The following is a 22,975-nucleotide window of genomic DNA, read 5'->3' as shown; positions in this document are numbered from 1 at the left end:
CACCAGCGTTTCTGCCAGGCTAATGCCCTGTTGATCCTTCCTGCGGCTGGCAGTGCTCCGGTTTAGACAATGGACAGTAGTCAATCCAGCCGTGCGCCTGGGGATGCAACCGTTGGTTGCGTGGCGAGACCCATTGCCAGAGGCGGAGATCACTCTTTTCATCCTGACCCGATAACAGCGCATTGCCCTCCTCCATCTGCAATAAGCAGCTTAACCACTGGTGCGCGGACTGTTGCTGACATTGCCAGCCGGACGCCGCTGGCCAACTCTGCATCAGCCCCCATTGCAGCGCAGTCTGTGCCTGCGCAAAATCTTTATGGTGCTGCTGCGTATCGGCCACCAGCACCATACCCTGTGACAACTGCGTGCGTGTGGCATGCAGCGTCAGGCTGCCGAGCAGTAACAGCATCAGCACCATGCCCAGCGTGCTGTTGCCGTACTGGTTCATAAGTTTCGTCCTTCAATCCAGTGCTCCACCTGCAGGCTTTGTGTACCCGATCGCCCCGTCAGATGGAGCATTAATCGGGTGCCTTGCCGCACCACGCTAAAATGTTCGATGGTGAGGAAAGCGGGATCGGTTAGGCGTTCCCAACCGTTGCCGTTGCAGTTATCCACTGCGCGCTGCATTTCCAGCTGCCCGCTGCGCAACCGATAGCCGTAAAAGTCGCTGTCACTGCTGCCCACATCTTCCCAGCGCCCATTGCTGTTTTCATCCCAGCGCAGCAGCACACAGCTGCCACTCGCAGCCAGAGTCAGTGCGGGGCCAGTACATTGCCCACGACAGTATCCCGCGCGCTGTAACGCTTTTTGCAGCGTATGAGAAAGCTGCTGTAGCTCCTGCTGCAATTGCACACGCTGCTGCAGGCGCAGATTTTGCTCCAGCAGTAGCGGCAAAAATCGGCCCACACTCACCATCAATATCGCGCCTACTGCCAGAGCAATCAGCATTTCCAGCAGGCTGAAACCGGCCTCCGCTACTCGCACCCTTTTTCTCCGGTCTGGCAGGCGCGAATACGTGCTCGCGCAGAGATAATCACCCGCCAGCGACCGGCAGCATTTTCAATCTCAATGCTGCCAGGGCGCGCCACGTCACGCCGTCCAAAGAAACCCGGCTCGCCGATGATGGCACTGAAGCGTACCCCGGCATGCGGCGGTGCTAGCCACCAGCGTGAAGGCAGTTCACAGCCCTCCGCCGGTTTTACACCTACGCCCAAACAGCCGCGTTCGCCGGGAATCAGCCACAAATTGAGATCGCTGTTATGCCCGTTCGCATGGGCGCGCAGCCGTAACAGAAACCCCTGCAGCTGCAGCACGCTATCGCGCAGTTGTTGATGCTGCTGCCAGCGCTGCCAACTGTGCAGGGCGCCGAGGCTGAGTATGCCGGCGATCACCATCACCAGTAGCAGCTCCAGCAGGGTGAAACCGAGGTTTGCGTGTTTGTTCATGGCAGCCAATGTGCGCTTCAATCGAACAGGCAACAAGGCATCAAGCGGCAGGATGGAAAGCGTCGCGCAGGCTGTTTTCGCGCGGTACAGGCTGAGACAAATATTTGCGAGGCGGATACAGATAACAGAGATAAAAAAGCCCCGCACAGTGGCAGGGCTTCAGCGTGATGACGCGTGAGTTTACACCGCAACCGGCGCTTTAATGGCCGGATGCGGGTCGTAACCCTCAATCTCAAAATCTTCAAAGTTGTAATCGAAGATAGAAGCAGGTTTACGTTTGATCACCAGTTTCGGCAGCGGGCGTGGCTCGCGCGTCAGCTGCAGCTGTGCCTGTTCCAGATGATTGCTGTACAGATGCGTGTCGCCACCGGTCCAGACAAAATCACCCACTTCCAGATCGCACTGCTGCGCCACCATATGCACCAGCAGCGCATAGCTGGCGATATTGAACGGCAGACCAAGGAAGATATCGCACGAGCGCTGATAAAGTTGGCAAGAGAGCTTGCCGTTTGCCACGTAGAACTGGAAGAAGGCATGACAAGGTGCCAGCGCCATCTGATCCAGCTCGCCCACGTTCCATGCCGATACGATGATGCGGCGTGAATCGGGATCGCGCTTCAACTGCTCAATCACTTTGCTAATCTGGTCGATCTCTTCGCCTGACGCACTGCCCCAGCTGCGCCATTGCTTACCGTAGACCGGTCCTAAATCGCCATTCTCATCCGCCCACTCGTCCCAAATCGTCACCTTGTTATCTTTCAGGTAGCTGATATTGGTTTCGCCTTTCAGGAACCACAGCAGTTCATGAATGATCGAACGCAGGTGCACCTTCTTGGTGGTGACCAGTGGAAAACCATCCTGCAAATTGAAACGCATCTGGTGGCCGAAAATCGACAGGGTGCCTGTACCGGTACGGTCGGCTTTCTCTGCGCCTTCATTCAGCACATGTTGCATTAAATCCAGATACTGTTTCATTTTACCTCACGAGTTTGTTGCTGCGGACGACGACGAAACGCCCAGATCATCATAATCACACCGGCCAGAATCATTGGGATCGAGAGAATCTGCCCCATGCTGATGCCGCCTTCAAACAGGCCCAGTTGGGCATCCGGCTGGCGGAAGAATTCGACGATGATGCGGAAAGCGCCATAGCCAATCAGGAATAGGCCAGAGACGCTGCCCATCGGGCGCGGCTTGCGAATAAACAGGTTGAGGATGATGAACAGCACGATACCTTCGAGGAACAGCTCATACAGCTGCGAAGGATGACGCGGCAACACACCGTAAGTGCTCAGCAACTGCTGATACTGCGGATTGTTGGCCGCCAGCGCGATATCTTCACTGCGCGACCCCGGGAACAGCATGGCGAATTTGAAGTTGGGATCGACACGCCCCCACAGCTCGCCGTTGATGAAGTTACCGAGACGACCGGCGCCCAAACCAAACGGAATCAGCGGCGCAATGAAATCAGATACCTGGAAGAAAGTGCGTTTAGTACGACGCGCAAACACCAGCATCACCACAATCACCCCAATCAAGCCACCGTGGAACGACATACCGCCATCCCAGACTTTGAACAGATAGAGTGGATTATCGAGGAACAGCGGCAGGTTATAGAACAGCACGTAGCCGATACGGCCACCGAGGAACACGCCGAGGAAGCCCGCATACAGCAGGTTTTCCACTTCTTCTTTTTTCCAGCCGCTGCCGGGTTTATTGGCACGGCGCACCGCCAGCCACATAGCAAATACAAAGCCCACCAGATACATCAAACCGTACCAGTGAAGCGAAATCGGTCCGATGGAGAAAATTACCGGATCGAATTGGGGAAACGAAATGTAGCCGTTAGTCATCTTTCACCATCGTTTTTTCTGCCCTGAAACGGGTCTGGCTAAGGGGTCATACCATAAAAGGCTGCGCATGATAGCACAGCCGCTTTTCACAATTGCCGTGGAAATGTAAACGCCGTTAACGGCCGCCGCGAATCAAACCGCCCAGGCCACGTCGTTCCATAAACGCGGACACCAGATGGCGCACTTCTGAAGCGGTATGGGCCGCCACACCATTTTCACTGAGCTTCTGCGTTTCCTCGTGATCGAGGTGACGCAACAGATACTTCACGCGCGGAATATTTTTACCGTTCATGCTGAGGTGGTGATAACCCATGCCCACCAGCAGCGCCACGCACATTGGGTCGCCGGCCATTTCACCACACAGGCAGAGTTCCAGTTTGGCCTGACGGGCTTCGTGGGCAATGCTCTGCAGCGCGCGCAGCATCGCCGGATGCAGCGGATCGTAGAGATTCGCCACACGGGTATTGTTGCGATCCACCGCCAGCAGATACTGCGTCAGATCGTTGGTGCCCACCGAAATAAAGTCCACGCGATCCGCCAGATGCGGGATCATAAACAGCATGGAGGGCACTTCGATCATCACGCCAATACGCGGTTTCGGGATCACATAGCCCAGCATCTCTTCCACTTCGCGACCGGCACGATCGATCAGCCGACGCGCATCGTCGATCTCATCGATATGACTGATCATCGGCAGCAGAATGCTGAGATTGCCGGAGGCCACGTTGGCACGCAGCATGGCGCGTACCTGCACCAGGAAAATTTCTGGCTGGTCGAGCGTCAGACGAATGCCGCGCCAGCCGAGGCAAGGATTTTCTTCACTGATCGGCATGTAAGGCAGCTGTTTATCGGCGCCGACATCCAGCGTACGCAACGTCACCGGCTTATCGTAGAACAGTTGCAGCATGCCTTGATATTGCGCGACCTGCTCCTCTTCCGACGGGAATCCGTTGTGCAGCATAAATGGAATTTCTGTGCGGTACAGGCCGATGCCATCCACCCAGTTATCCAGCTTCTGCTCATGCTCAGGGCTCAGGCCCGCATTCAGCATCACCTGCACCCGTTCGCCGCTTTTCAGCTCGCCGGGCTGCTCCACCACACCTTCAGCCATTTTGCTCAGCGCATTTTCTTCGCTGATCAAACGCTGATACTCCTGCACCAGCACGGGTTCAGGATCGATTAACAACTCGCCGCGATAGCCATCGACAATCAGCAGGCGTTTGTTGAGCTGCGCAGGGATGATATCCGCACCCATGACGGTGGGAATGCCCATCGCGCGCGTCAGAATAGCCGCGTGGGAATTGGCCGCACCGTCGCGTACCACCACACCGGCTAAACGCTCCGGTGGCAGCTCTGCCAGCGTGGTCGCGGTGAGTTCATCCGCCACCAGCACGAAGCGTTCAGGCCAGGCATTGGTGCCGACCAGCGTATCGTCGAGATGGAATAGCAGACGTTGTCCGAGCACGCGCAAATCGCCCGCACGCTCGCGTAAATATTGATCCTGCAGGCTGGCAAACTGTTCGGCGAACTTCTCGATCACCGTTTTCACCGCCCACTCGGCAACCGATCCGCGATCAATCTCGGCAAACAGATCTTTTTTCAAACGGGCATCGGTTAACAGGTGCGAGTAGAGATCAAAGATCGCCGCACTCTCTTTTTGCACGCTGGCGGTAAAGCGTTTGCTGAAGCGGCGAAATTCATTGCCCGCCTCGCCCATTGCCAGCACCAGACGCTCGCGTTCACGCTGCACATCCAGCGTGGAGGCCGCAGAGACTTGATCCAGCAAGGGCTGGGTTTCATCAACCCAACCGGGCGCGACCGCCACGCCAGGTGCCGCCGCGATGGCTTTCACCCGCGTCTGACGGAACTGACCAAACAGTTGGCCGAGCTGTGATTGCGATAACAAGCCCGCCATCTGCGTGGCCAGCGTCACCAGGAAGGATTCTTCGCTTTCGTCGAACTGACGATGTTCGCGCTGCTGAACCACCAGCACGCCAAGCAGTTGGCGACGGCTGATGATCGGCACGCCAAGGAAAGAGCGATAACGCTCTTCTTTAACAGAAGGAATGTATTTGAAGCTGGGATGGCTTTGCGCATCGGCAAGGTTGATCGGCTCGGCTAAACGTCCGACGAGCCCGACAATACCTTCATCAAACGCCAGCGTGACAGTGCGACCGCGCGGCTTTTTCAGCCCGCGCGTCGCCATCAGGTAGTAGCAACGACGATCGTGATCTGCGAGATAAACCGAGCAGACCTCGGTTTCCATCGCAAGGCAAATTTCGTTTACCAGAATGTCGAGTGCTTCATTCAGACGCGGAGCACTCGCCACTTTCTCTACTATTTCGCGCAACTGAGTGAGCATAAAGGGCGTGGCCTATCCTCTTTTACGTCGATGAGCGGCATTGTTATTACGCTGCCCCGCACTCTCCTGCATAGACATCACCACGCCAGCGAATTCTTTCATCACGCGGCGATAGACATCGCGCTTAAAAGAGACGACCTGACGCACCGGATACCAAAAGCTGACCCAGCGCCAACCATCAAACTCCGGCGTGCTGCTGTGTTGCACATTGATCTCCGCGTCACTACACATCAACTGCAGAAGAAACCACTTTTGTTTCTGGCCGATACACACCGGCTTTGTGTCCCAACGCACCAAACGTTTTGGCAACTTGTAACGTAACCAGTTACGGGTTGAAGCAAGTATTCGAACATCTTTGCGGTGTAAACCCACTTCTTCGAACAGTTCGCGATACATCGCCTGTTCAGCGGTTTCACCCGGATTGATGCCTCCCTGAGGAAATTGCCAGGAGTGCTGTCCAAAGCGCCTGGCCCATAACACTTGTCCTTGCCTGTTACAGATTACGATACCAACATTCGGGCGGTAGCCATCATCATCGATCACTGGACTACCTCAAAGCTAAATTTGAATAGCCTGATTGTTTCACACTCCTTACAGGCGGTAAACCACTGGATATCCGGGGCGATAGCCGAATAAAAACAGGATAACTCACAGAGTTTAGCCAAGTTATAAACAGCGGAGCGGTTTTCAGGGCGATCTTATTCACCTTTTCTGTGGATAGCTTTGTGCAGAACACGGGAATGAGTTGAATAACCACTTCGGAAAATTCTCATAAGGCAGATAAAGAATAGCACTAAAAACACCATTAATCATGGTGATAGGAAAAAATGACAGTGGTGTTTCAACGCGGAGCACTTTCTAATTATCCTCAGGTTCCATTCGCTGCTCAAAGATCCACCAGCGTCGCTTTTATCCACAGATAATGCCCTAAACCTGGTCAAAGAAAGGAAAAAAAGCGTTCAAATCGCTAAAGTCAAGGCTGTAAATCGAAACAGTGGTGCTCTGCGAGGGGGGTTATCCCACCATTCTGTGGATAAGTAGTCTTGAGATCCTGTTCATTGTCGATAACAAACTGGGATAACCTTGCCATAGCATCCACAACCGTCCGGCAATGCAAATAAAAAAGCACGCTTAATCATGCTATTATCACGGTTATTCACGCTGCGCGCATGTGGAAAACTCGCACCCGTCAGCGCTGTACATCCTTTAACCAATATGAGTTTTGCCATGAATTCCCCCGTTTTATTGCCGCCGCCACCACAAGATGAAGCGGAATTACTGCAACGTGCACAACAGCTGGCAGGCCAGACGTTTGCTGCACTGGCAGCTCAGCTGCGTTTGCCGGTGCCAGCCGATTTGCGGCGGGATAAAGGCTGGGTTGGCATGCTGATTGAGCTGCACCTTGGTGCCAGCGCGGGCAGCAAAGCGGAGCAGGATTTCGCCCATCTCGGTATCGAACTCAAGACCATCCCCGTGGATGCGCTGGGCAAACCGTTGGAAACCACCTTTGTCTGCGTTGCGCCTCTGACCGGCAACAGCGGCGTAACCTGGGAGACCAGCCATGTGCGCCACAAGCTGGCGCGGGTGTTATGGATCCCGATTGAGGGCGACCGTGCTTTGCCCCTCGCGGATCGTCGTGTGGGATCGCCGCTGTTATGGCAACCGAGCGAGGAAGAAGATCAGCAGTTGCGTGAAGACTGGGAAGAGTTGATGGATATGATCGTGCTGGGCCAGGTGGAACGTATTACCGCCCGTCACGGCGCCTGGCTGCAGATCCGCCCGAAAGCGGCCAACAGCAAAGCGCTGACGGAAGCCATCGGTGAGCATGGAGAGCCTATAATGACGCTACCGCGCGGTTTTTATCTCAAGAAAAGCTTCACCGGACCGCTGCTGGCACGCCATTTTCTACTGTAAATGACTCGACTCCATACACGACTGGTTCGGTTCCCCTGATGGGGCCTACTTTTGGTGCAGCAAGGCGGCAAGTACGCGAATCCCCGGGAGCATACATAAGTAAGTGACTGGGGTGAACGTGAGCAGCCAACGCAGCTGCAAGCCGAACCAGGACGTGTATAATCGCCGTTTAATTTTCGTTTAGGATTGAATGATTCATGTTTGACTGGATTGCTGATCCCAATGCCTGGCTGGCACTGGGAACATTGACCATTCTGGAAGTGGTTTTGGGTATCGACAACATTATCTTCCTGTCGCTGGTTGTCGCTAAGTTGCCGAAACACCAGCAAAACAAAGCTCGCCGCCTCGGTTTAATGGGTGCCATGCTGATGCGACTGGGTCTGCTGGCGTCCATTGCCTGGGTAGTCCGTCTCACCAATCCGCTGTTTACCCTGATGGATCACAGCTTCTCTGCGCGCGACCTGATCCTGCTGTTTGGTGGTCTGTTCCTGCTGTGGAAATCCAGCATGGAGATTCATGAAACCATCGAAGGCGCCGAAGGTGAGCACAAAACCAACGTCCACTCCTTCTTCGGCGCGATCGTTCAGATCATGTTGCTGGACATTATTTTCAGCCTCGATTCGGTGATCACCGCCGTCGGCTTGTCCGATCATCTGTTCATCATGATGGCTGCCGTGGTCATAGCGGTGCTGATGATGATGTTTGCCGCACGCGCCATTGGTGAATTTGTTGAGCGCCATCCATCGGTGAAAATGCTGGCGCTGGCATTCCTGATTCTGGTCGGCTTTACCCTGATTCTGGAGAGTTTCGGTATCCATGTACCAAAAGGTTACATTTATTTTGCCATGTTCTTCTCCATGGCCGTTGAGTGCCTGAACCTGATGCGCAGCAAGAAAAGCGCGGCTTAACGATGTCAAGGGCGAGCGCATCTCGCCCTTTAATTTTAGGAATGATGCGATTACGTCAGCCAGCGAAAGCATTTATTACTACACTTTTGCAGTTGAAGTAGGTTGAGGGAGATAAGAATGAAAGGGTTGGTGAGTGTTGTGGGTATTATGCTGGTCGCGCTGACGTTGAGTGGTTGCAGCAGTGATTACGTGATGGCGACCAAAGATGGCCGTATGATTAAAACTGATGGCAAACCGTCCATCGATAAAGAGACAGGTTTGGTGCAGTACACTGACGATCAAGGTCATGTGATGCAGATCAATGGTGACGAGGTCTCCACCATCATTGAGCGTTAAGTGCCAAATTCGATTGCCTGCACGATTTTTTCCTCAGTGCAGGCGATTTCCCGAACTTTCCCCCCTTCCTTCCGCGCCGCTTCACAGGATATAGTCCCAGAGGACACAACATTCCCTTTCATAATGAAAAAAGGAAGCCGGCAATGCATTATCACCGCATCCCCCACAGTACGCTGGAAGTCAGCCAACTGGGGTTAGGAACCATGACGTTTGGTGAGCAAAACAGCGAAGCCGACGCCCACGCGCAACTCGATTACGCGATGAGCAGTGGCATCAACCTGATTGATACCGCTGAAATGTATCCGGTGCCGCCACGCCCGGAAACCCAGGGATTAACCGAACAGTACATTGGCAGCTGGCTGAAGAAGCGCGGCAGCCGTGACAAGATCATTCTGGCCAGCAAAATTGCCGGTCCGGTGCGCGGCGCAGATGCGTCGATTCGCCCTAACCAGGCACTGGATCGCAAAAACATTCGCGAAGCGCTGGATGCCAGCCTGAAGCGTCTGAACACCGACTATCTCGATCTCTACCAGCTGCACTGGCCGCAACGTCAAACCAACTACTTCGGCAAACTGGGCTACCAGTACAGCGAAACCACCGCCAACGTGACGCTGCTGGAAACGCTGGAAGCCCTGAATGAGCAGGTGCGCGCAGGTAAGATTCGCTACATCGGCGTGTCTAACGAAACCGCATGGGGCGTGATGCGCTATCTGCAGCTGGCTGAGAAGCACGAGTTGCCGCGTATTGTGACCATTCAGAACCCGTACAGCCTGCTGAACCGCAGCTTTGAAGTTGGCCTGGCGGAAATCAGCCAGCACGAAGGCGTTGAACTGCTGGCCTATTCAAGCCTGGCGTTTGGTACTTTGAGCGGCAAATATCTGAATGGTGCGAAACCCGCCGGTGCGCGTAATACGCTGTTCAGCCGCTTCACCCGCTACAGCGGTGAGCAGTCGAATCAGGCGATTGCCGCTTACGTGGATTTGGCGAAGAAGCACAACCTGGATCCGTCACAGATGGCACTGGCTTACGTGCGTCAGCAGCCATTTGTCGCCAGTACCCTGCTGGGCGCGACGACGCTGGAACAGCTGAAGATTAACGTGGAGAGTTTCAACCTGACGCTGAATGCCGATGTGTTAGAGGAACTGGAAGCGATTCATCGTCAGTATACTTACCCGGCACCCTAACGGGATGCCATCGTTGCGGCGCAACGGTTTGCGTCGCAACGACCTGCAGCATTGATGGCCTGGTGGCTAAGACTTTGGCCCGATGTGCCTGGATGCACACCCTACAGGCGTATGACGCGGTTTTTGATTGTGTGCACCCGAATGCGCGCATTTCGGATCTATGGTCGCCATTGCTGGCGACCTGGTTTTTCAACGCACCGCCTTAACGGCGCGATTTCCACCACAGCAACGCAATCGCCACAGCAAAAATCCCACCGAACCCGATACCGGTTGCCACTGCAGGTGCACCCAACTTAACAGCGATGGTGTACAGCGCTAGCATCACCAACATCGCTATGTTTTCACCGAAGTTCTGCACGGCAATCGCATTACCCGCGCCCACCGACTCTTTGCCGCGCTCCTGCAACAGCGCATTAAGCGGCACCACGAAGAAGCCACCGAGCGCACCCAACACCATCAGTACCAGATAGGCATTCAGCAAGCTGGTTTGCAGTGAGAACACCACCACCATCACGCCGATTAATATCCCGGCGGGCATGCAGCGGCGCACGGTTTGCAGCGTCACCAGTTTCGCCGCCGCGGCAGCGCCAATCACAATCCCGATCGCCACCATGGCATTTAACGTGGTGGGCGTTTTATTGTCGGTAATACCGAGCGCCACGGGCACCCACAGCACCAGCAGGAAACGCAGCGTAACCCCCGCGCCCCAAAACATGCTGGTGCCGAGCAGGGAAAAACGCGTCTCGCCGTTACGCCACAACAGCAAAGCGGAATCTTTGAAACTGCGGAACATGGCACCAAACTGCCAGCTCTGACCCGGTCGTGCCGCCAACAGCTTAGGAATAAAGATATTCGCCACCACTGCCAACGCGTAAGTGAGTGCACACACAATCAGCGCGGCCAGCAGATTCCAGTCCGCCAGAATACCGCCCGCCACTGAACCCAACAGGATGGCAGCAATGGTAGAGGACTCCATCAGACCGTTGGCCTTCACCAGTCGTTCACCGCTGGTGAGCTCGGTGAGGATGCCGTACTTAGCAGGCGAGTAGGATGCCGCACCAATACCCACCAGCGTATAGCCAAGGAATGGATTGAAGCCAAAACAGATAACCAGTGCACCCAGCAGCTTGAGGCTGTTGGCGAACATCATCACCCGGCCTTTAGCAAAGCTGTCAGCCATCTGCCCGACAAAAGGTGCCAGAAGAATGTAAGTGGCTACAAACATCATCTGCAGAATCGGCTGGCTCCAGTCGGGATAGAGCTGACTTTTCAGCACCGCCAGCGTGGCAAACAGCAGCGCATTGTCGCCAAACGCGGAGAAAAACTGCGCCACAATCACCGCCATCATATTGCGTGACAGTAACGGTGAATCGGGATTAACCGCCTGACTCATGCTTGATCCTCTTCGGCCAGCTGTTTCAGGCTGACGTAGTCTGGTTTACCGCTACCCAGCAGCGGCAGCTGTTTCATAAAGCGAATGTCACGCGGCACAGCCAGTTCTGGCGCACCGATGTCGCGGGCGGCTTTAAGCAGTTGCTCACGCCCTAGTTCGCCGTCAGTAGTGAACAACACTAAGGCTTCACCGCGATGACCGTCAGGGCGCAGTGACGCGGCATGCTGCTTCTCGCCCGAGGCTTTCAAAGCGATCTGTTCGACGCTTTCCAGTGACACCATCTCACCGGCAATTTTGGCGAAGCGTTTGGCACGGCCCTGAATCTGACAGAAGCCACCTTCATCGAAGCTAACAATGTCGCCGGTATCGTACCAACCGGCTTCCATCTCGCCTTCACCGTTATCGGCTACTGGCTTCTCCAGCACGCCAGGATTTTCGACGCGCAGATAACCGTTCATGATGTTCGGACCACGCAGTTGCAGACGACCGCCCTGCTCAATACCCGGCACGGAGATCAAACGTGAATCCATGCCGGGCAGAATACGACCCACGGTGTGAGGTTTCGCCGCCATCGGCACGTTGATTGCCACCACTGGTGCACACTCGGTGACGCCGTAGCCTTCAAGAATACGAATGCCGTACTTCTCGGCGTAGATTTGGCGCGTGCCTTCCTGCAACTTCTCTGCACCCGCTACCACATAGCGCAGGCGTGCAAAATCATACGGATTGGCAAAGCGCGCATAGTTGCCGAGGAAAGTCGACGTCCCAAACAGCACGGTGCAGTTACGGTCATACACCAGTTCGGGCACGATGCGGTAATGCAGCGGGCTCGGATAGAGGAACACCTGCGCGCCGGTCAGCAGCGGCGTAAACAAGCCCACCGTGAGGCCGAAAGCATGGAACAGCGGCAGCGCCGACATAAAGCGATCGCGCGGGGTGAAATCCGCCACGGTGCGAATCTGTTCAACGTTAGCCAGCAGGCTTTTGTGCGAGTGCACCACGCCTTTGGGATTGCCTTCCGAACCCGAAGTGAACAGCACCATCGCGGCATCTTCCGGCTGCTGCCTGACCTGTGCGCGACGCGGCATCAGCAAGTGAGCCAGAATCCACAACTTGTCTTTCAGTGTGACGGTATCTTTCAGGTCTTCGAGGTAGATCCACTGGACTTCCGTTAAGCCCTGCGGCAGGTGCTCCAGGTTGCCTTTCTCAAGGAACTGGCGCGAGGTGAACACGGTTTTGACCTGTGAAGCGGTGAGCGCTGCACGCATGCCGTTGACGCCCGCGGTGTAGTTGAGCATCGCCGGGATACGCCCGCGCAGTGACGCCCCGAGGATCGCCGCCGCCGTGACGGTGGCATTGGGCAGCAGCAGACCAACGTATTCCCCCTGCTGGCTGTAGCGCTCAAGAATTCGACCGACGCCGAGCGATTTTTTCAGCAGCCCGGTGTAGCTGTCCGGCTTGAAGTTGATGTCTTCGATGCAGGGTTTAGTCAGGCCATAACGCTGGCGTGCATTAAGGAACGCTTCAAAGAGCGTTTCTCGTGGACGCACCGCCATGCGCGCTTCCATCATCACATGATGTAAGTGCTCACCCGCCAGTATGCGACGATCGCGCGCGCGTTTGGCTTCCGGCATCGGAATGACGGTAGCGGGTAAGACGCTTAATGTGATGCGCGGGAACAGGCGGCGTTTGAATACGCCCGCCAGACGACCAAACGGCGTGTACTCCGCGCCTTCAATGCGCATGGGCACCACGGTCGCACCCGATTTCGCCGCGACAAAGCCCGCACCGCTGTAGATTTTCATCAGCGATCCGGTCACGGTGATACGTCCTTCCGGGAAGATCACCACCGGACGCCCCTCATTGATCATGCGCACCAGATGTTTGATCGACATCGGTTTAGTGGGATCGAGCGGCACGAAGTCGATAATCGGCTTCAGGAGCCGCATAAACCATTGATCGCTGATCGAGGAGTAGACGGCGAACACCGGTTTAATCGGCAAAAACAGCGCCACCAAAATGCCATCAAGGAATGACATATGGTTAGGGGTGATCAGCACTTTTTCTTTGTGCAGTGCGGTGAGATCGCCACGCAGTTCCACCCGCCATAACAGGCGAAACAGGAATCGCAGAACAGTGAATAGCATGCCAGCTCCTTAGCAGCGTTAAAATATGGCGCTTACCTTGCAGGATCTGGCGATTTTCGACAAGTGGCGCGGTGATTTATGGTGAGGAATTGAGGTGGGTGTGGTGTGTAGTCTGTAAAAATGTGCCGTTGGGGTGCTGTTTATTGTGAAATGCTGCTCAGTGCTAATGCAGACTGGGCTGCACTGGCGTAGCTGGTGATGCGCAGTCTGAGGGGGAAACAAGGCTGGGTAGACTGGGATGATAAACAGGTGCTGACGCAGGCTGGGATGATTAGCAGGTGCTGGCGCAGAGGGGCTATGGCCCATCCGCGCGCCAAAAAAGCCCACAACAGAATCAACAGCCTCAAACTCAGCTGTTCTAAACTGCCAGACAACCTTCATCTATGCTGCTAAAACTCATCCCTGCCAGAACGAATAACACTTATCCCTGCCAACCACCGCCTAGCGCAGCGATCAACTCAACGCTGCTCACCCACTGGGTGCTCTGCAATGACAGTAAGCTCTGCTGCTCGCTCAGACTGCTGTTTTCTGTGGTCGCCACATCAAGGTAATCAATCATCCCGGCATCATACTGATTACGCGTCACGCGTGCTGACTCCTGTGCAGCGCTGGTCGCCAGCTGCTGTGAAGCTATCTCACCCTTCAGCGTATTCAGCTGCACCAGATAATCTTCTACTTCACCCATCGCCGTCAGCACCGACTGGCGATAATCCGCCACGCTGGCGTCATAGGCGGCGCGGGCCTTCTCCACTTTGGCTGAGGTGGCACCGAAGTCCAGCAGCGTGCCGCTTAACTCCGGCCCTAATGACCAGACGCGATTTGGCAATGAGAACAGACTGTTGATGGCCGATGAGCTCACGCCGCCCGTGGCACTTAACGTCAGATCGGGATAGTAACCGGCAATCGCTACGCCCACCGCCGCATTGGCCGCTGCCACGTTACGTTCGGCATAAGCAATATCCGGACGACGCTGCAACAACGCAGAAGGCAGGCTGTTAGGGATGGCTGGCAGCGTGGCATCCAGCTTCGCCACTGGCAGCGAGAAATCAGCCGGTGCACGGCCCAGCAACAGCGCAATGGCGTGTTCCGACTGCGCGCGCTGCCACTGATAATCCTGTGCTGAGGCGCGCGCGCTCTCCAGCTGCATCTGCGCCTGTGCCAGCGTGGCGCGTGATTCGCTGCCCGCCGAGTACTTGTTCTGAATCACCGTTAAATAGCGCTGATAGGCATCGATACTGCGCTGATACAGAGCAATTTTTTCGTCGAGGATGCGCAGCTGGAAGTAATCCTGCGCCAGCTCCGATTGGGCACTTAGGGTGATATTCGCCAGTTCGGCCTTACTCGCCTGCGCGCTGGCTTTGTTCTCTTCCAGCGTACGGCGCAGTTTGCCCCACAAATCCAGCTCCCAGCTGGCGCTGAGATCGGCGGCATGCGCGTTGCTGACGCTGCGCTGCCCGGTGGTGCTGGCGCGACTACCGCTGCGCGTACTGCTGGCGTCGTAGCTTACCGACGGGAACAGTGCCGCGCGTGACTGCGAGGTCAGCGCCTGCGCTTCACGGTACTGCGCGGCATAGCTCGCCACGTTTTGGTTGGAGATGCTCACCTGACGCAACAGGCTATCCAGCGTGGCATCGTGATACACCGACCACCAGTCGCCTTTGCTCTGCTCATCCTGCGGCGTGGCCTGCTGCCAGCCTTTGGCTTCTTTAAAATGCGTCGGCATCGCCATGGTGGGGCGCTGATAATCCGGCCCCACCGCACAACCCGCCAGCAACAGTGCCGCTACCATCGGGGTAAATTTCAGAACATTTTTCATCGATCAGGATTCCACATGACGCATGCGCTGCCACTGACGTTTGGTGGCGCGGCTTAAACTATCGAGCCAGAGATAAACAACCGGCGTAGTAAACAGGGTTAACAGCTGGCTGAGTGCCAGACCGCCGGCAATTGCGATGCCGAGCGGGCTGCGTAGATCCGCATCGCCGCCGCTGCCTAATGCCAGCGGCAAAGCACCAAAGAAGGCGGCCAGCGTGGTCATCATGATCGGACGGAAACGCATCAGACAGGCCTGCGTGATCGCCTGTTTCGGCGACATCCCCTGCGTGCGCTCAGCGTGGATTGCAAAGTCGATCATCATGATGGCGTTCTTCTTCACGATGCCAATCAGCAGAATGATGCCGATCAGGGCAATCACCGTCAGTTGGGTATTGGTCAGCAGCAGCAGCAGCAGCGCGCCAACCCCCGCTGAAGGCAGCGTAGAAAGAATGGTGATGGGATGGATATAACTCTCATACAGCACGCCGAGCACGATATACACCGCCGCCAGTGCGGCAATAATCAGCCACGGCATAGTGGCGGTCAGCTGCGCAAAGGCAGCTGCGGTTCCAGCAAAACCGGCCTGAATGGTGGACGGCAGGCCGAGCTGCGCCATCGCCTGTTTAATCAGCGCCTGCGCCTGCTCCAGTGACACACCATCATTCAGGTTAAAGGCAACGGTGCTGGTGGCCGACTGCCCCTGATGCGCCACCGACAGCGGCGCGTTACCGCCCTTGAAGCTGGCGAAAGCGGAGAGCGGCACACGATCGCCGCTGTCGTTGATCACATATAGTTCTTTCAAAATCTCCGGATCGCGCGTGTAGCTGTCCTGCAACGACATCACCACATGATACTGATTCAGCCTGTGATACAGCGTCGCCACCTGGCGCTGGCTAAAGGCGTTGTTCAGCATGGTATCCAGCATCTGCACATTCACGCCGAGGCGTTGCGCGCGGTCGCGATCGATATTGATCACCACTTCCTGGCCGCCGGTTTGTGAATCAGAGTCCACGCTGTTGAGCTGTGGGATCGCCGCCAGCGCCGCCTGCACTTTTGGCGTCCACTCGCGCAGCACATCCAGATCGTCCGCCTGCAAACTGTATTGATAGGTGGCATTGGCGCTGCGCCCACCAATGTGCAGATCCTGCGCCGCCATCAGGAACATCTGCGCCCCAGCGATATGGCTGGTCTTCAGGCTCAGTCGATTGGCGACTTCGGTGGCCGTGGCATCGCGATCGCTAAAGTCTTTAAGACGCACAAAGAAGTTGGCGCTATTGCGCGAGCCAAACATGCCGCTACCCATCGACGACATCACGCTGTCCACTGCGGGATCGGACTGGATGATCTTGGTGAACTCCAGCATCTTCGGCTTCATCGCCTGGAACGAGATGTTTTGATCGGCGCGCAGTGCGCCCATCAGCAGGCCGGTATCCTGATTGGGGAAGAAGCCCTTCTGCACCACGGTGAACAGAAACAGGTTGAGCAACACCGTCAGCACCAGGCTGAACATGGTGATCTTCTGGTGCGCCATCACCCACGCCAGACCACGCGAGTAGGCTGCCAGCAAAGCATTCAGCTGGTTTTCGATAAACTGATATAGCGGATGCGGGCGCTTGCTGACTTTCGGTTTTGGCTTCAGCAGACGCGCGCACAGCATCGGCGTCAGGCTCAGCGAGACAAACATCGAGATCAACAGCGAGACGGTGAGCGTCACCGCAAACTCGCGGAACAGACGACCGACAATACTGCCCATCAGCAGGATTGGGATAAACACCGCCACCAGCGACATGGTCATCGACAGCACAGTGAAACTCACTTCCTGCGCGCCTTTTAGCGCCGCCCGCAGCGGACTCAAACCTTCTTCGATATGGCGCGTGATGTTCTCCAGCACCACGATGGCATCATCGACGACAAATCCGGTGGCGATGATCAGTGCCATCAGCGAAAGGTTATCGAGGCTGTAGCCCAGCAGATACATCACTGCACAGGTGCCAATCAACGACACCGGCAGTGCCAGCGCCGGGATCACCACCGCCTGCACGTTACGCAGGAACACAAACACCACCGCGATCACCAACAGCATGGCGATCAGCAGCGTCTCTTCGGTGTCATACAAAGATTCACGCACCGTCGGGGAACGATCCACCACCACTTTCAGCTGGGTATCCGCAGGCAGATCTTTTTCCAGCGCTGGCAACTGCGCCTTGATGGCATCAATGGTGTCGAGCATATTGGCACCAGCCTGGCGCTTAATGCCCACCATGACTGACGGCTGCGAATTGAGGAAACCGGCCTGATACTGATCTTCCACCGAATCGTAGACGGTGGCGACATCGTGCAGACGCACCGCTTTGCCGTCTTTATAGCTGACGATCAGATCCTGATACTGCGCCGCTTTATCTAACTGACCGTTGCTGTCCACCACCCATGATTGCTGGCTACCCTGCAGAATGCCTTTGGGTTTGTTGGTGGTGCTGTTGGCGATGGCTTCACGCACCGTGTCCAGCGAGATGCCGTATTGCGCCAGCTTGAGCGGTTGCAGATCGATACGCACGGCGGGCAAGGCGCTGCCCATTAGTGACACTTCGCCCACGCCCTTGACCTGCCCCATCGCCTGCTCAATTTTGCTCTCGGCCAGGTCGTAGAGCTCACCCGGCGTGCGCGTGGCGGAGGTCAACGCCAGCATCACAATCGGTGCATCGGACGGGTTAGCTTTGCGATAGGTCGGCAGTGATTCCATCGCGCTCGGCAGCAGACTGCGCGCGGCGTTGATCGCCGCCTGCACATCGCGCGCCGCGCCGTTGATGTCGCGGTCGAGATCAAACTGCAAAATCACGCTGGTGGAGCCCTGCGAACTGGTCGAAGTCATTTCGGTGACGCCCGCGATCTGCCCCAGCGAGCGCTCCAGCGGCGTCGCCACCGTGGCCGCCATGGTCTCCGGGCTGGCACCGGCTAAGCTGGCGCTGACCATAATGGTCGGGAAATCCACCTGCGGCAGAGGAGCCACCGGCAACAGCCGATAACCCAGCAAACCGAGCAGCATGATCGACAACGTTAATAGCAACGTGGTGACCGGACGGAAGATAAACAGTCTGGTGAGGTTCATTACTCGCTCCGCGCCTGCTGCTGTTTACGCTGCATATAGCGCTTGCCGCGCTGCGCAATGCCATCGAACCACAGATAAATCACCGGCGTGGAGAACAGCGTCAGCACCTGGCTGACAATCAACCCCCCGACAATTACCAGACCAAGCGGTTGACGCAGTTCGGCGCCGGATCCTGAGGCCAGCATCAGCGGCAGTGCACCGAGCAATGCCGCCATGGTGGTCATCAGGATCGGACGGAAGCGCAGCAAGCAGGCCTGATGAATCGCATCACGCGCACTCATGCCCTGCTTGTTTTCGGCCTCCAGCGCGAAGTCGATCATCATAATCGCGTTCTTCTTCACGATGCCGATCAGCAATATCACCCCGATCAGCGCAATCAAGCTGAACTCACTGCCCGCCAGTAATAACGTCAACAGCGCACCCACCGCCGCTGATGGCAGCGTCGAGAGAATCGTCACCGGATGAATAAAGCTCTCGTACAGGATGCCCAACACCACATACATGGTGATCAGTGCGGCCAGAATCAGCCACAGCGTGTTACCGGTCGCGCTCTGGAATGCCGAGGTTTCCCCCTGATAGCGCAGCGTAATGCTGGATGGCAGATCCAGCTGCTGCGTCACTTCGGCAATCGCCTTCTGCCCATCCTCCAGCGAATAACCGCTGTTTAGATTGAACGACACCATCACCGCCGGGAACTGATTCAGACGCATATGCATCAGTGAACCGGTGCGCTGGTGAATGGTGGCAATTGAGGTCAGTTTCACCATGCCCGTGGTGGTGGTGTCGCTGTCGGAACTGGTGGTTGAGCTGCTGCTGGATGTGCTGGATGTGCTGCCCGAACTGCTGCTGGTTGATGTGCTGGAACTGCTGCTCACCGGCAGATAAACATCATCAAATGACGCCGGAGACTGCTGATACTGCGGTGCCACTTCCAGCACTACGCGATACTGGTTAGCCTGGGTAAAGATGGTGGAAACCAGACGCTGACCGAAGCTGTTGTAAAGCGCCGTATCCACATCCGAGGCGGTAATGCCGTAGCGCGCGGCTTTGTCGCGGTTCAGTTCGACATAGGCGACACGGCCCTGATCCTGCAGGTTACTCACCACGCCGTTAAATTCCGGGCGCTGCTGCAAGGCCGCCACCATCTTCGGCGTCCAGCTCACCAGGTTTTCACTGTCTGCGTCATCCAGCGTGAACTGATACTGGCTCGGCGTGACCTGATCGTTGACCGTCAAATCCTGCGCCGGTTGCAGATAGAGCTGAATGCCCGCCACCTGCTCCGCCGCCTGCTGCAACTGCTTGATCACCACATCGGCTTTGTCATCGCGCTCATCAAACGACTTCAGGTTGATTTGGATACGGCCACTGTTGAGGCTGGTGTTGCTGCCGTCAATCCCGATGGTGGAAGAGAGGCTATCCACCGACGGGTTCTGCAGAATCACTTTCGCCAGCGCCTGCTGACGCTTCGACATCTCGCTAAACGACACATCCTGCGACGCCACGGTGACACCCTGAATCAGTCCGGTATCCTGCGTCGGGAAGAAGCCTTTCGGGATGGCGATATACAGCAGCGCTGTCAGCGCAAAGGTCGCCAGCGCCACCAGTAACGTCAACTTCTGATGGTTCAGCACCACGGTCAGAAGACGGTCATAGCCACGCACCAGCTTATCGAAAATTTGCCCGCCCTTGCGCGAGAAGCGCGACTGCTTCTCTTCCGGGATATGCTGCAACAGGTAAGCGCACAGCATTGGCGTTAGCGTCAGTGACACCACCATCGACACCAGAATCGACACCGCCAGCGTAATGGCGAACTCGCGGAACAAGCGCCCTACCACATCGCCCATAAACAGCAGCGGAATCAGTACTGCAATCAGCGAGAAGGTCAGCGAGATGATGGTGAAGCCGATCTGCTGCGAGCCTTTCAGCGCCGCCTGCATCGGCGTTTCGCCCTCTTCCAGCCGACGCGAAATGTTCTCCACTACCACAATCGCATCATCGATGACGAAGCCGGTGGCGATGGTCAGCGCCATCAGCGACAGGTTATTCAGGCTGAAATCGGCCAGATACATCACGCCGAAAGTGCCAATCAGTGACAGCGGCACCGCCACGCTTGGAATCAGCGTCGCCGCCACATTGCGCAGGAACAGGAAGGTGACCATCACCACCAGCGCCACCGACAGCATCAGCTCAAACTGCACGTCGCTGATGGATGCACGGATGGTTTGGGTGCGATCCGACAAGATGCTCATCTTCACGCCATCGGGCAACGCGGCCTGCAGGGTTGGCAGCTGCGCTTTGATGCTGTCCACCACCTGAATCACGTTGGCACCAGGCTGGCGTTGCACGCTGATCACAATCGCCGGGCTGTTATTGGCCCACGCCGACTGGAAGCTGTTTTCCGGACCCTGTTCAATGTGCGCGATGTCTTTCAGGCGCAGTGCGGCACCGTTCTGATAGGTGATGATCAGATTGCCGTACTCATCGGCGGTGCGCAGCTGATCGTTGGCATCGATGGTGACCGAATGGTATTTGCCATCGAAGCCACCTTTTGAACCATTGACGTTGCTGTTGCTGATCAACGTATTCACGTCTTCCAGCGACAGCTTGTGTGCCGCCAGCGCTTTCGGGTCCATCTGCACGCGGATAGCCGGCTGATGACCACCTGCCAATGTCACCATGCCGACGCCGTTAATCTGCGACAGCTTCAGCGCCACGCGGGTGTTCACCAGATCCTGCACCTGCGTCAGCGGCAGGTTATCCGAGCTGGCCGCCAGCGTAATCACCGCCGTATCCGCCGGGTTGACCTTTTTATAGGTCGGCGGATTGGGCAGATCGCTCGGCAGCAGGTTGTTGGCGGCATTGATCGCCGCCTGCACTTCCTGCTCGGCGACATCCAGCGACAGATCGAGGCTGAATTTTAGCGTGATGATCGAGGAGCCACCGGAGCTGGTGGAGGTCATCTGGCTTAAACCGGCCATCTGCCCCAGCTGGCGTTCCAGCGGTGAGGTCACAGACGATGCCATCACATCCGGGCTGGCCCCGGGATACAGGGTGGTGACCTGAATGGTCGGATAATCCACCTGCGGCAGCGCCGAGGTGGAGAGGAATTTATAGGCAAAGATCCCGGAAATCAGCACGCCGACCATCAGCAAGATGGTGGCGACGGGACGCTGGATAAACAGATGTGACGGATTCATTTTTTGGCCGCTGTGGCAGTTTTGCTGTCATCGGCCAGAGAGACTTTACTGCCGTTGGTCAGGCGATCGATGCCTTCGGTAACAAGACGCTCGCCCGGCTCGACACCTTTTAGGATCGACTGCTGATCTTCACCAAACGCCGGGCCGGTGGTCACGGCTTTGCGCGTCACGGTGTTGTCTTTATTGATCACAAACACAAAGCTGCCGTCGCTGCTCAGTTGCAGCGCCTGCGCCGGGATCACCGTGGCGTTATTCAGAATGTTGGTTTGCAGGCGCAGGTTGACAAACTGATTGGCAAACAGCGACTCATCTTTATTCGGGAAAGTGGCTTTTAGCTCGATGGTGCCGGTGCTGGTATCGATCTGGTTGCTAATGAACTGCACGCTGCCTTGAGCCAGCTGGGTGCTATTGTCCTGATCAAAAGCCACCGCCGGTAAACTCTGCCCGTTATGCAGCGCTTTGGTGAGCTGCGCGATATTGCTCTGCGGCACGCTGAAGGTCACGGCTGCGGGCTGCATCTGCGTCACCACCACAATGCCGGTGGTGTCGGTGGTTTGCACCATGTTGCCCGGATCAACCAAACGCAGGCCGACACGGCCGCTGACTGGTGAAGTGATGCGCGCATACTCAATATCCAGCTTCGCACTGGCGATCTGCGCCTGATCGGCTGCCACTGCGCCTTTGTACTGCCCAACGGTGGCCGTTTGCGTGTCGAGATCCTGGCGTGACAACGAGTCCTGGGCCGCCAGTTTTTTGTAGCGGGCCAGCGTCAACTCGGCGCTTTTCAGCAATGCCTGGTTCTGATTAAGGTCGCCCTGATACTGCGCCAGTGTCGCCTGATAGCTACGTGGATCGATCTGCGCCAGCAGCTGTCCAGCCTCGACTTTTTGCCCTTCGGTAAAGAACACTTTTTCCAGTTGACCCGCTACGCGGCTGGTCACGGTAACGCTGGCATTGGGGATCACCGTGCCCAGCGCATTGAGATACACCGGCACGTTGGCCGTCGTGGCCACGCCACTGTGCACCAGCGTGGCACTGCCGCCCATCATCGCCATGCCCGGAGGTCCACCTGCGCCCCCGCGATGACCGCCTTTTCCGCCTCCTGGTGGCATGCCGCCCGGCGCACCGCCATGGCCGCCGACAACGCGCCAAATCACGCCAGCCGCGATTAACACAACAAGTAAAATGAGTAGCCATTTCAGCCAGTGGAAACGCGATTTGCCAGGGGAATTAATTGTCATCGGACTCTTCAGATAAACAGGAAAAAGGAAAAAGGAAAATCCCCTGCACTAACAGGGGATTATTTCAAAGGAAA

General features: G+C 56.4%; 17 protein-coding genes. 4 read left to right on the top strand and 13 right to left on the bottom strand.

The window, feature by feature from the left end:
* Window positions 1–19: 19 nt before the first annotated feature.
* The 7 genes from FD737_RS07040 to rppH form a co-directional block, all read right to left on the bottom strand.
* Complete coding sequence (locus tag FD737_RS07040; RefSeq protein ID WP_160833094.1) at window positions 20–448, bottom strand: DUF2509 family protein; 429 nt, start codon at window positions 446–448, stop codon at window positions 20–22.
* A complete protein-coding gene (locus FD737_RS07035) occupies window positions 445–984 on the bottom strand; it encodes a prepilin peptidase-dependent protein (protein ID WP_097117991.1) in 540 nt (179 codons plus the stop codon). The genes FD737_RS07040 and FD737_RS07035 overlap by 4 nt, the downstream gene beginning before the upstream one ends.
* Complete coding sequence (locus FD737_RS07030; protein WP_097117992.1) at window positions 975–1,445, bottom strand: prepilin-type N-terminal cleavage/methylation domain-containing protein; 471 nt, start codon at window positions 1,443–1,445, stop codon at window positions 975–977. The genes FD737_RS07035 and FD737_RS07030 overlap by 10 nt, the downstream gene beginning before the upstream one ends.
* A gap of 180 nt (window positions 1,446–1,625) precedes the next feature.
* On the bottom strand, window positions 1,626–2,420 hold the full coding sequence (thyA, locus tag FD737_RS07025; RefSeq protein WP_045816400.1) for a thymidylate synthase: 795 nt from the start codon (window positions 2,418–2,420) through the stop codon (window positions 1,626–1,628).
* On the bottom strand, window positions 2,417–3,298 hold the full coding sequence (lgt, locus tag FD737_RS07020; RefSeq protein WP_034823111.1) for a prolipoprotein diacylglyceryl transferase: 882 nt from the start codon (window positions 3,296–3,298) through the stop codon (window positions 2,417–2,419). Before lgt ends, thyA begins: the two co-directional genes overlap by 4 nt.
* A gap of 115 nt (window positions 3,299–3,413) precedes the next feature.
* On the bottom strand, window positions 3,414–5,660 hold the full coding sequence (gene ptsP / locus FD737_RS07015; protein ID WP_038645088.1) for a phosphoenolpyruvate--protein phosphotransferase: 2,247 nt from the start codon (window positions 5,658–5,660) through the stop codon (window positions 3,414–3,416).
* A gap of 12 nt (window positions 5,661–5,672) precedes the next feature.
* Window positions 5,673–6,203, bottom strand: coding sequence for an RNA pyrophosphohydrolase (gene rppH, locus FD737_RS07010; protein ID WP_034823115.1), 531 nt, complete (start codon window positions 6,201–6,203; stop codon window positions 5,673–5,675).
* Between the two features lie 684 nt (window positions 6,204–6,887).
* Between rppH and mutH the strand changes: the two genes are divergently transcribed.
* The 4 genes from mutH (at window position 6,888) to FD737_RS06990 (ending at window position 10,002) form a co-directional block, all read left to right on the top strand.
* Window positions 6,888–7,574 carry a DNA mismatch repair endonuclease MutH gene (gene mutH, locus FD737_RS07005; protein ID WP_097117994.1) on the top strand — a complete coding sequence of 229 codons (687 nt, stop codon included), beginning with the start codon at window positions 6,888–6,890 and terminating at the stop codon, window positions 7,572–7,574.
* A 197-nt stretch (window positions 7,575–7,771) separates the two neighbouring features.
* On the top strand, window positions 7,772–8,482 hold the full coding sequence (locus FD737_RS07000) for a TerC family protein (RefSeq protein ID WP_034823125.1): 711 nt from the start codon (window positions 7,772–7,774) through the stop codon (window positions 8,480–8,482).
* A gap of 117 nt (window positions 8,483–8,599) precedes the next feature.
* The gene (locus tag FD737_RS06995; protein ID WP_034823127.1) at window positions 8,600–8,818 is read left to right on the top strand and encodes a YgdI/YgdR family lipoprotein; all 219 of its coding nucleotides are present in this window, start codon (window positions 8,600–8,602) and stop codon (window positions 8,816–8,818) included.
* A 143-nt stretch (window positions 8,819–8,961) separates the two neighbouring features.
* Entirely contained in the window at window positions 8,962–10,002 is a 1,041-nt protein-coding gene (locus FD737_RS06990) for an NADP(H)-dependent aldo-keto reductase (protein ID WP_097117995.1), read from the top strand.
* A gap of 202 nt (window positions 10,003–10,204) precedes the next feature.
* On the opposite strand, the gene lplT is transcribed toward FD737_RS06990, so the two are convergent.
* The 6 genes from lplT to FD737_RS06960 form a co-directional block, all read right to left on the bottom strand.
* On the bottom strand, window positions 10,205–11,395 hold the full coding sequence (lplT, locus tag FD737_RS06985; protein ID WP_160833093.1) for a lysophospholipid transporter LplT: 1,191 nt from the start codon (window positions 11,393–11,395) through the stop codon (window positions 10,205–10,207).
* On the bottom strand, window positions 11,392–13,542 hold the full coding sequence (aas, locus tag FD737_RS06980) for a bifunctional acyl-ACP--phospholipid O-acyltransferase/long-chain-fatty-acid--ACP ligase (RefSeq protein WP_160833092.1): 2,151 nt from the start codon (window positions 13,540–13,542) through the stop codon (window positions 11,392–11,394). Before aas ends, lplT begins: the two co-directional genes overlap by 4 nt.
* 421 nt (window positions 13,543–13,963) lie before the next feature.
* Window positions 13,964–15,358, bottom strand: coding sequence for an efflux transporter outer membrane subunit (locus FD737_RS06975; protein WP_160833091.1), 1,395 nt, complete (start codon window positions 15,356–15,358; stop codon window positions 13,964–13,966).
* A gap of 3 nt (window positions 15,359–15,361) precedes the next feature.
* Window positions 15,362–18,463: a multidrug efflux RND transporter permease subunit gene (locus FD737_RS06970; protein WP_160833090.1), complete on the bottom strand. Its 3,102-nt coding sequence runs from the start codon at window positions 18,461–18,463 to the stop codon at window positions 15,362–15,364.
* Window positions 18,463–21,660 carry an efflux RND transporter permease subunit gene (locus FD737_RS06965; RefSeq protein ID WP_160833089.1) on the bottom strand — a complete coding sequence of 1,066 codons (3,198 nt, stop codon included), beginning with the start codon at window positions 21,658–21,660 and terminating at the stop codon, window positions 18,463–18,465. The genes FD737_RS06970 and FD737_RS06965 overlap by 1 nt, the downstream gene beginning before the upstream one ends.
* Window positions 21,657–22,901: an MdtA/MuxA family multidrug efflux RND transporter periplasmic adaptor subunit gene (locus FD737_RS06960; protein WP_160833088.1), complete on the bottom strand. Its 1,245-nt coding sequence runs from the start codon at window positions 22,899–22,901 to the stop codon at window positions 21,657–21,659. Before FD737_RS06960 ends, FD737_RS06965 begins: the two co-directional genes overlap by 4 nt.
* Window positions 22,902–22,975: the final 74 nt, after the last annotated feature.

The sequence above is a fragment of the Pantoea sp. Seng genome, from assembly GCF_009829935.1.
In the GTDB taxonomy this organism is placed as follows: domain Bacteria; phylum Pseudomonadota; class Gammaproteobacteria; order Enterobacterales; family Enterobacteriaceae; genus Pantoea; species Pantoea communis.
The sequence above is the reverse complement of the archived record's forward strand: the minus strand, read 5'-3'. Positions and strand labels throughout refer to the sequence as shown.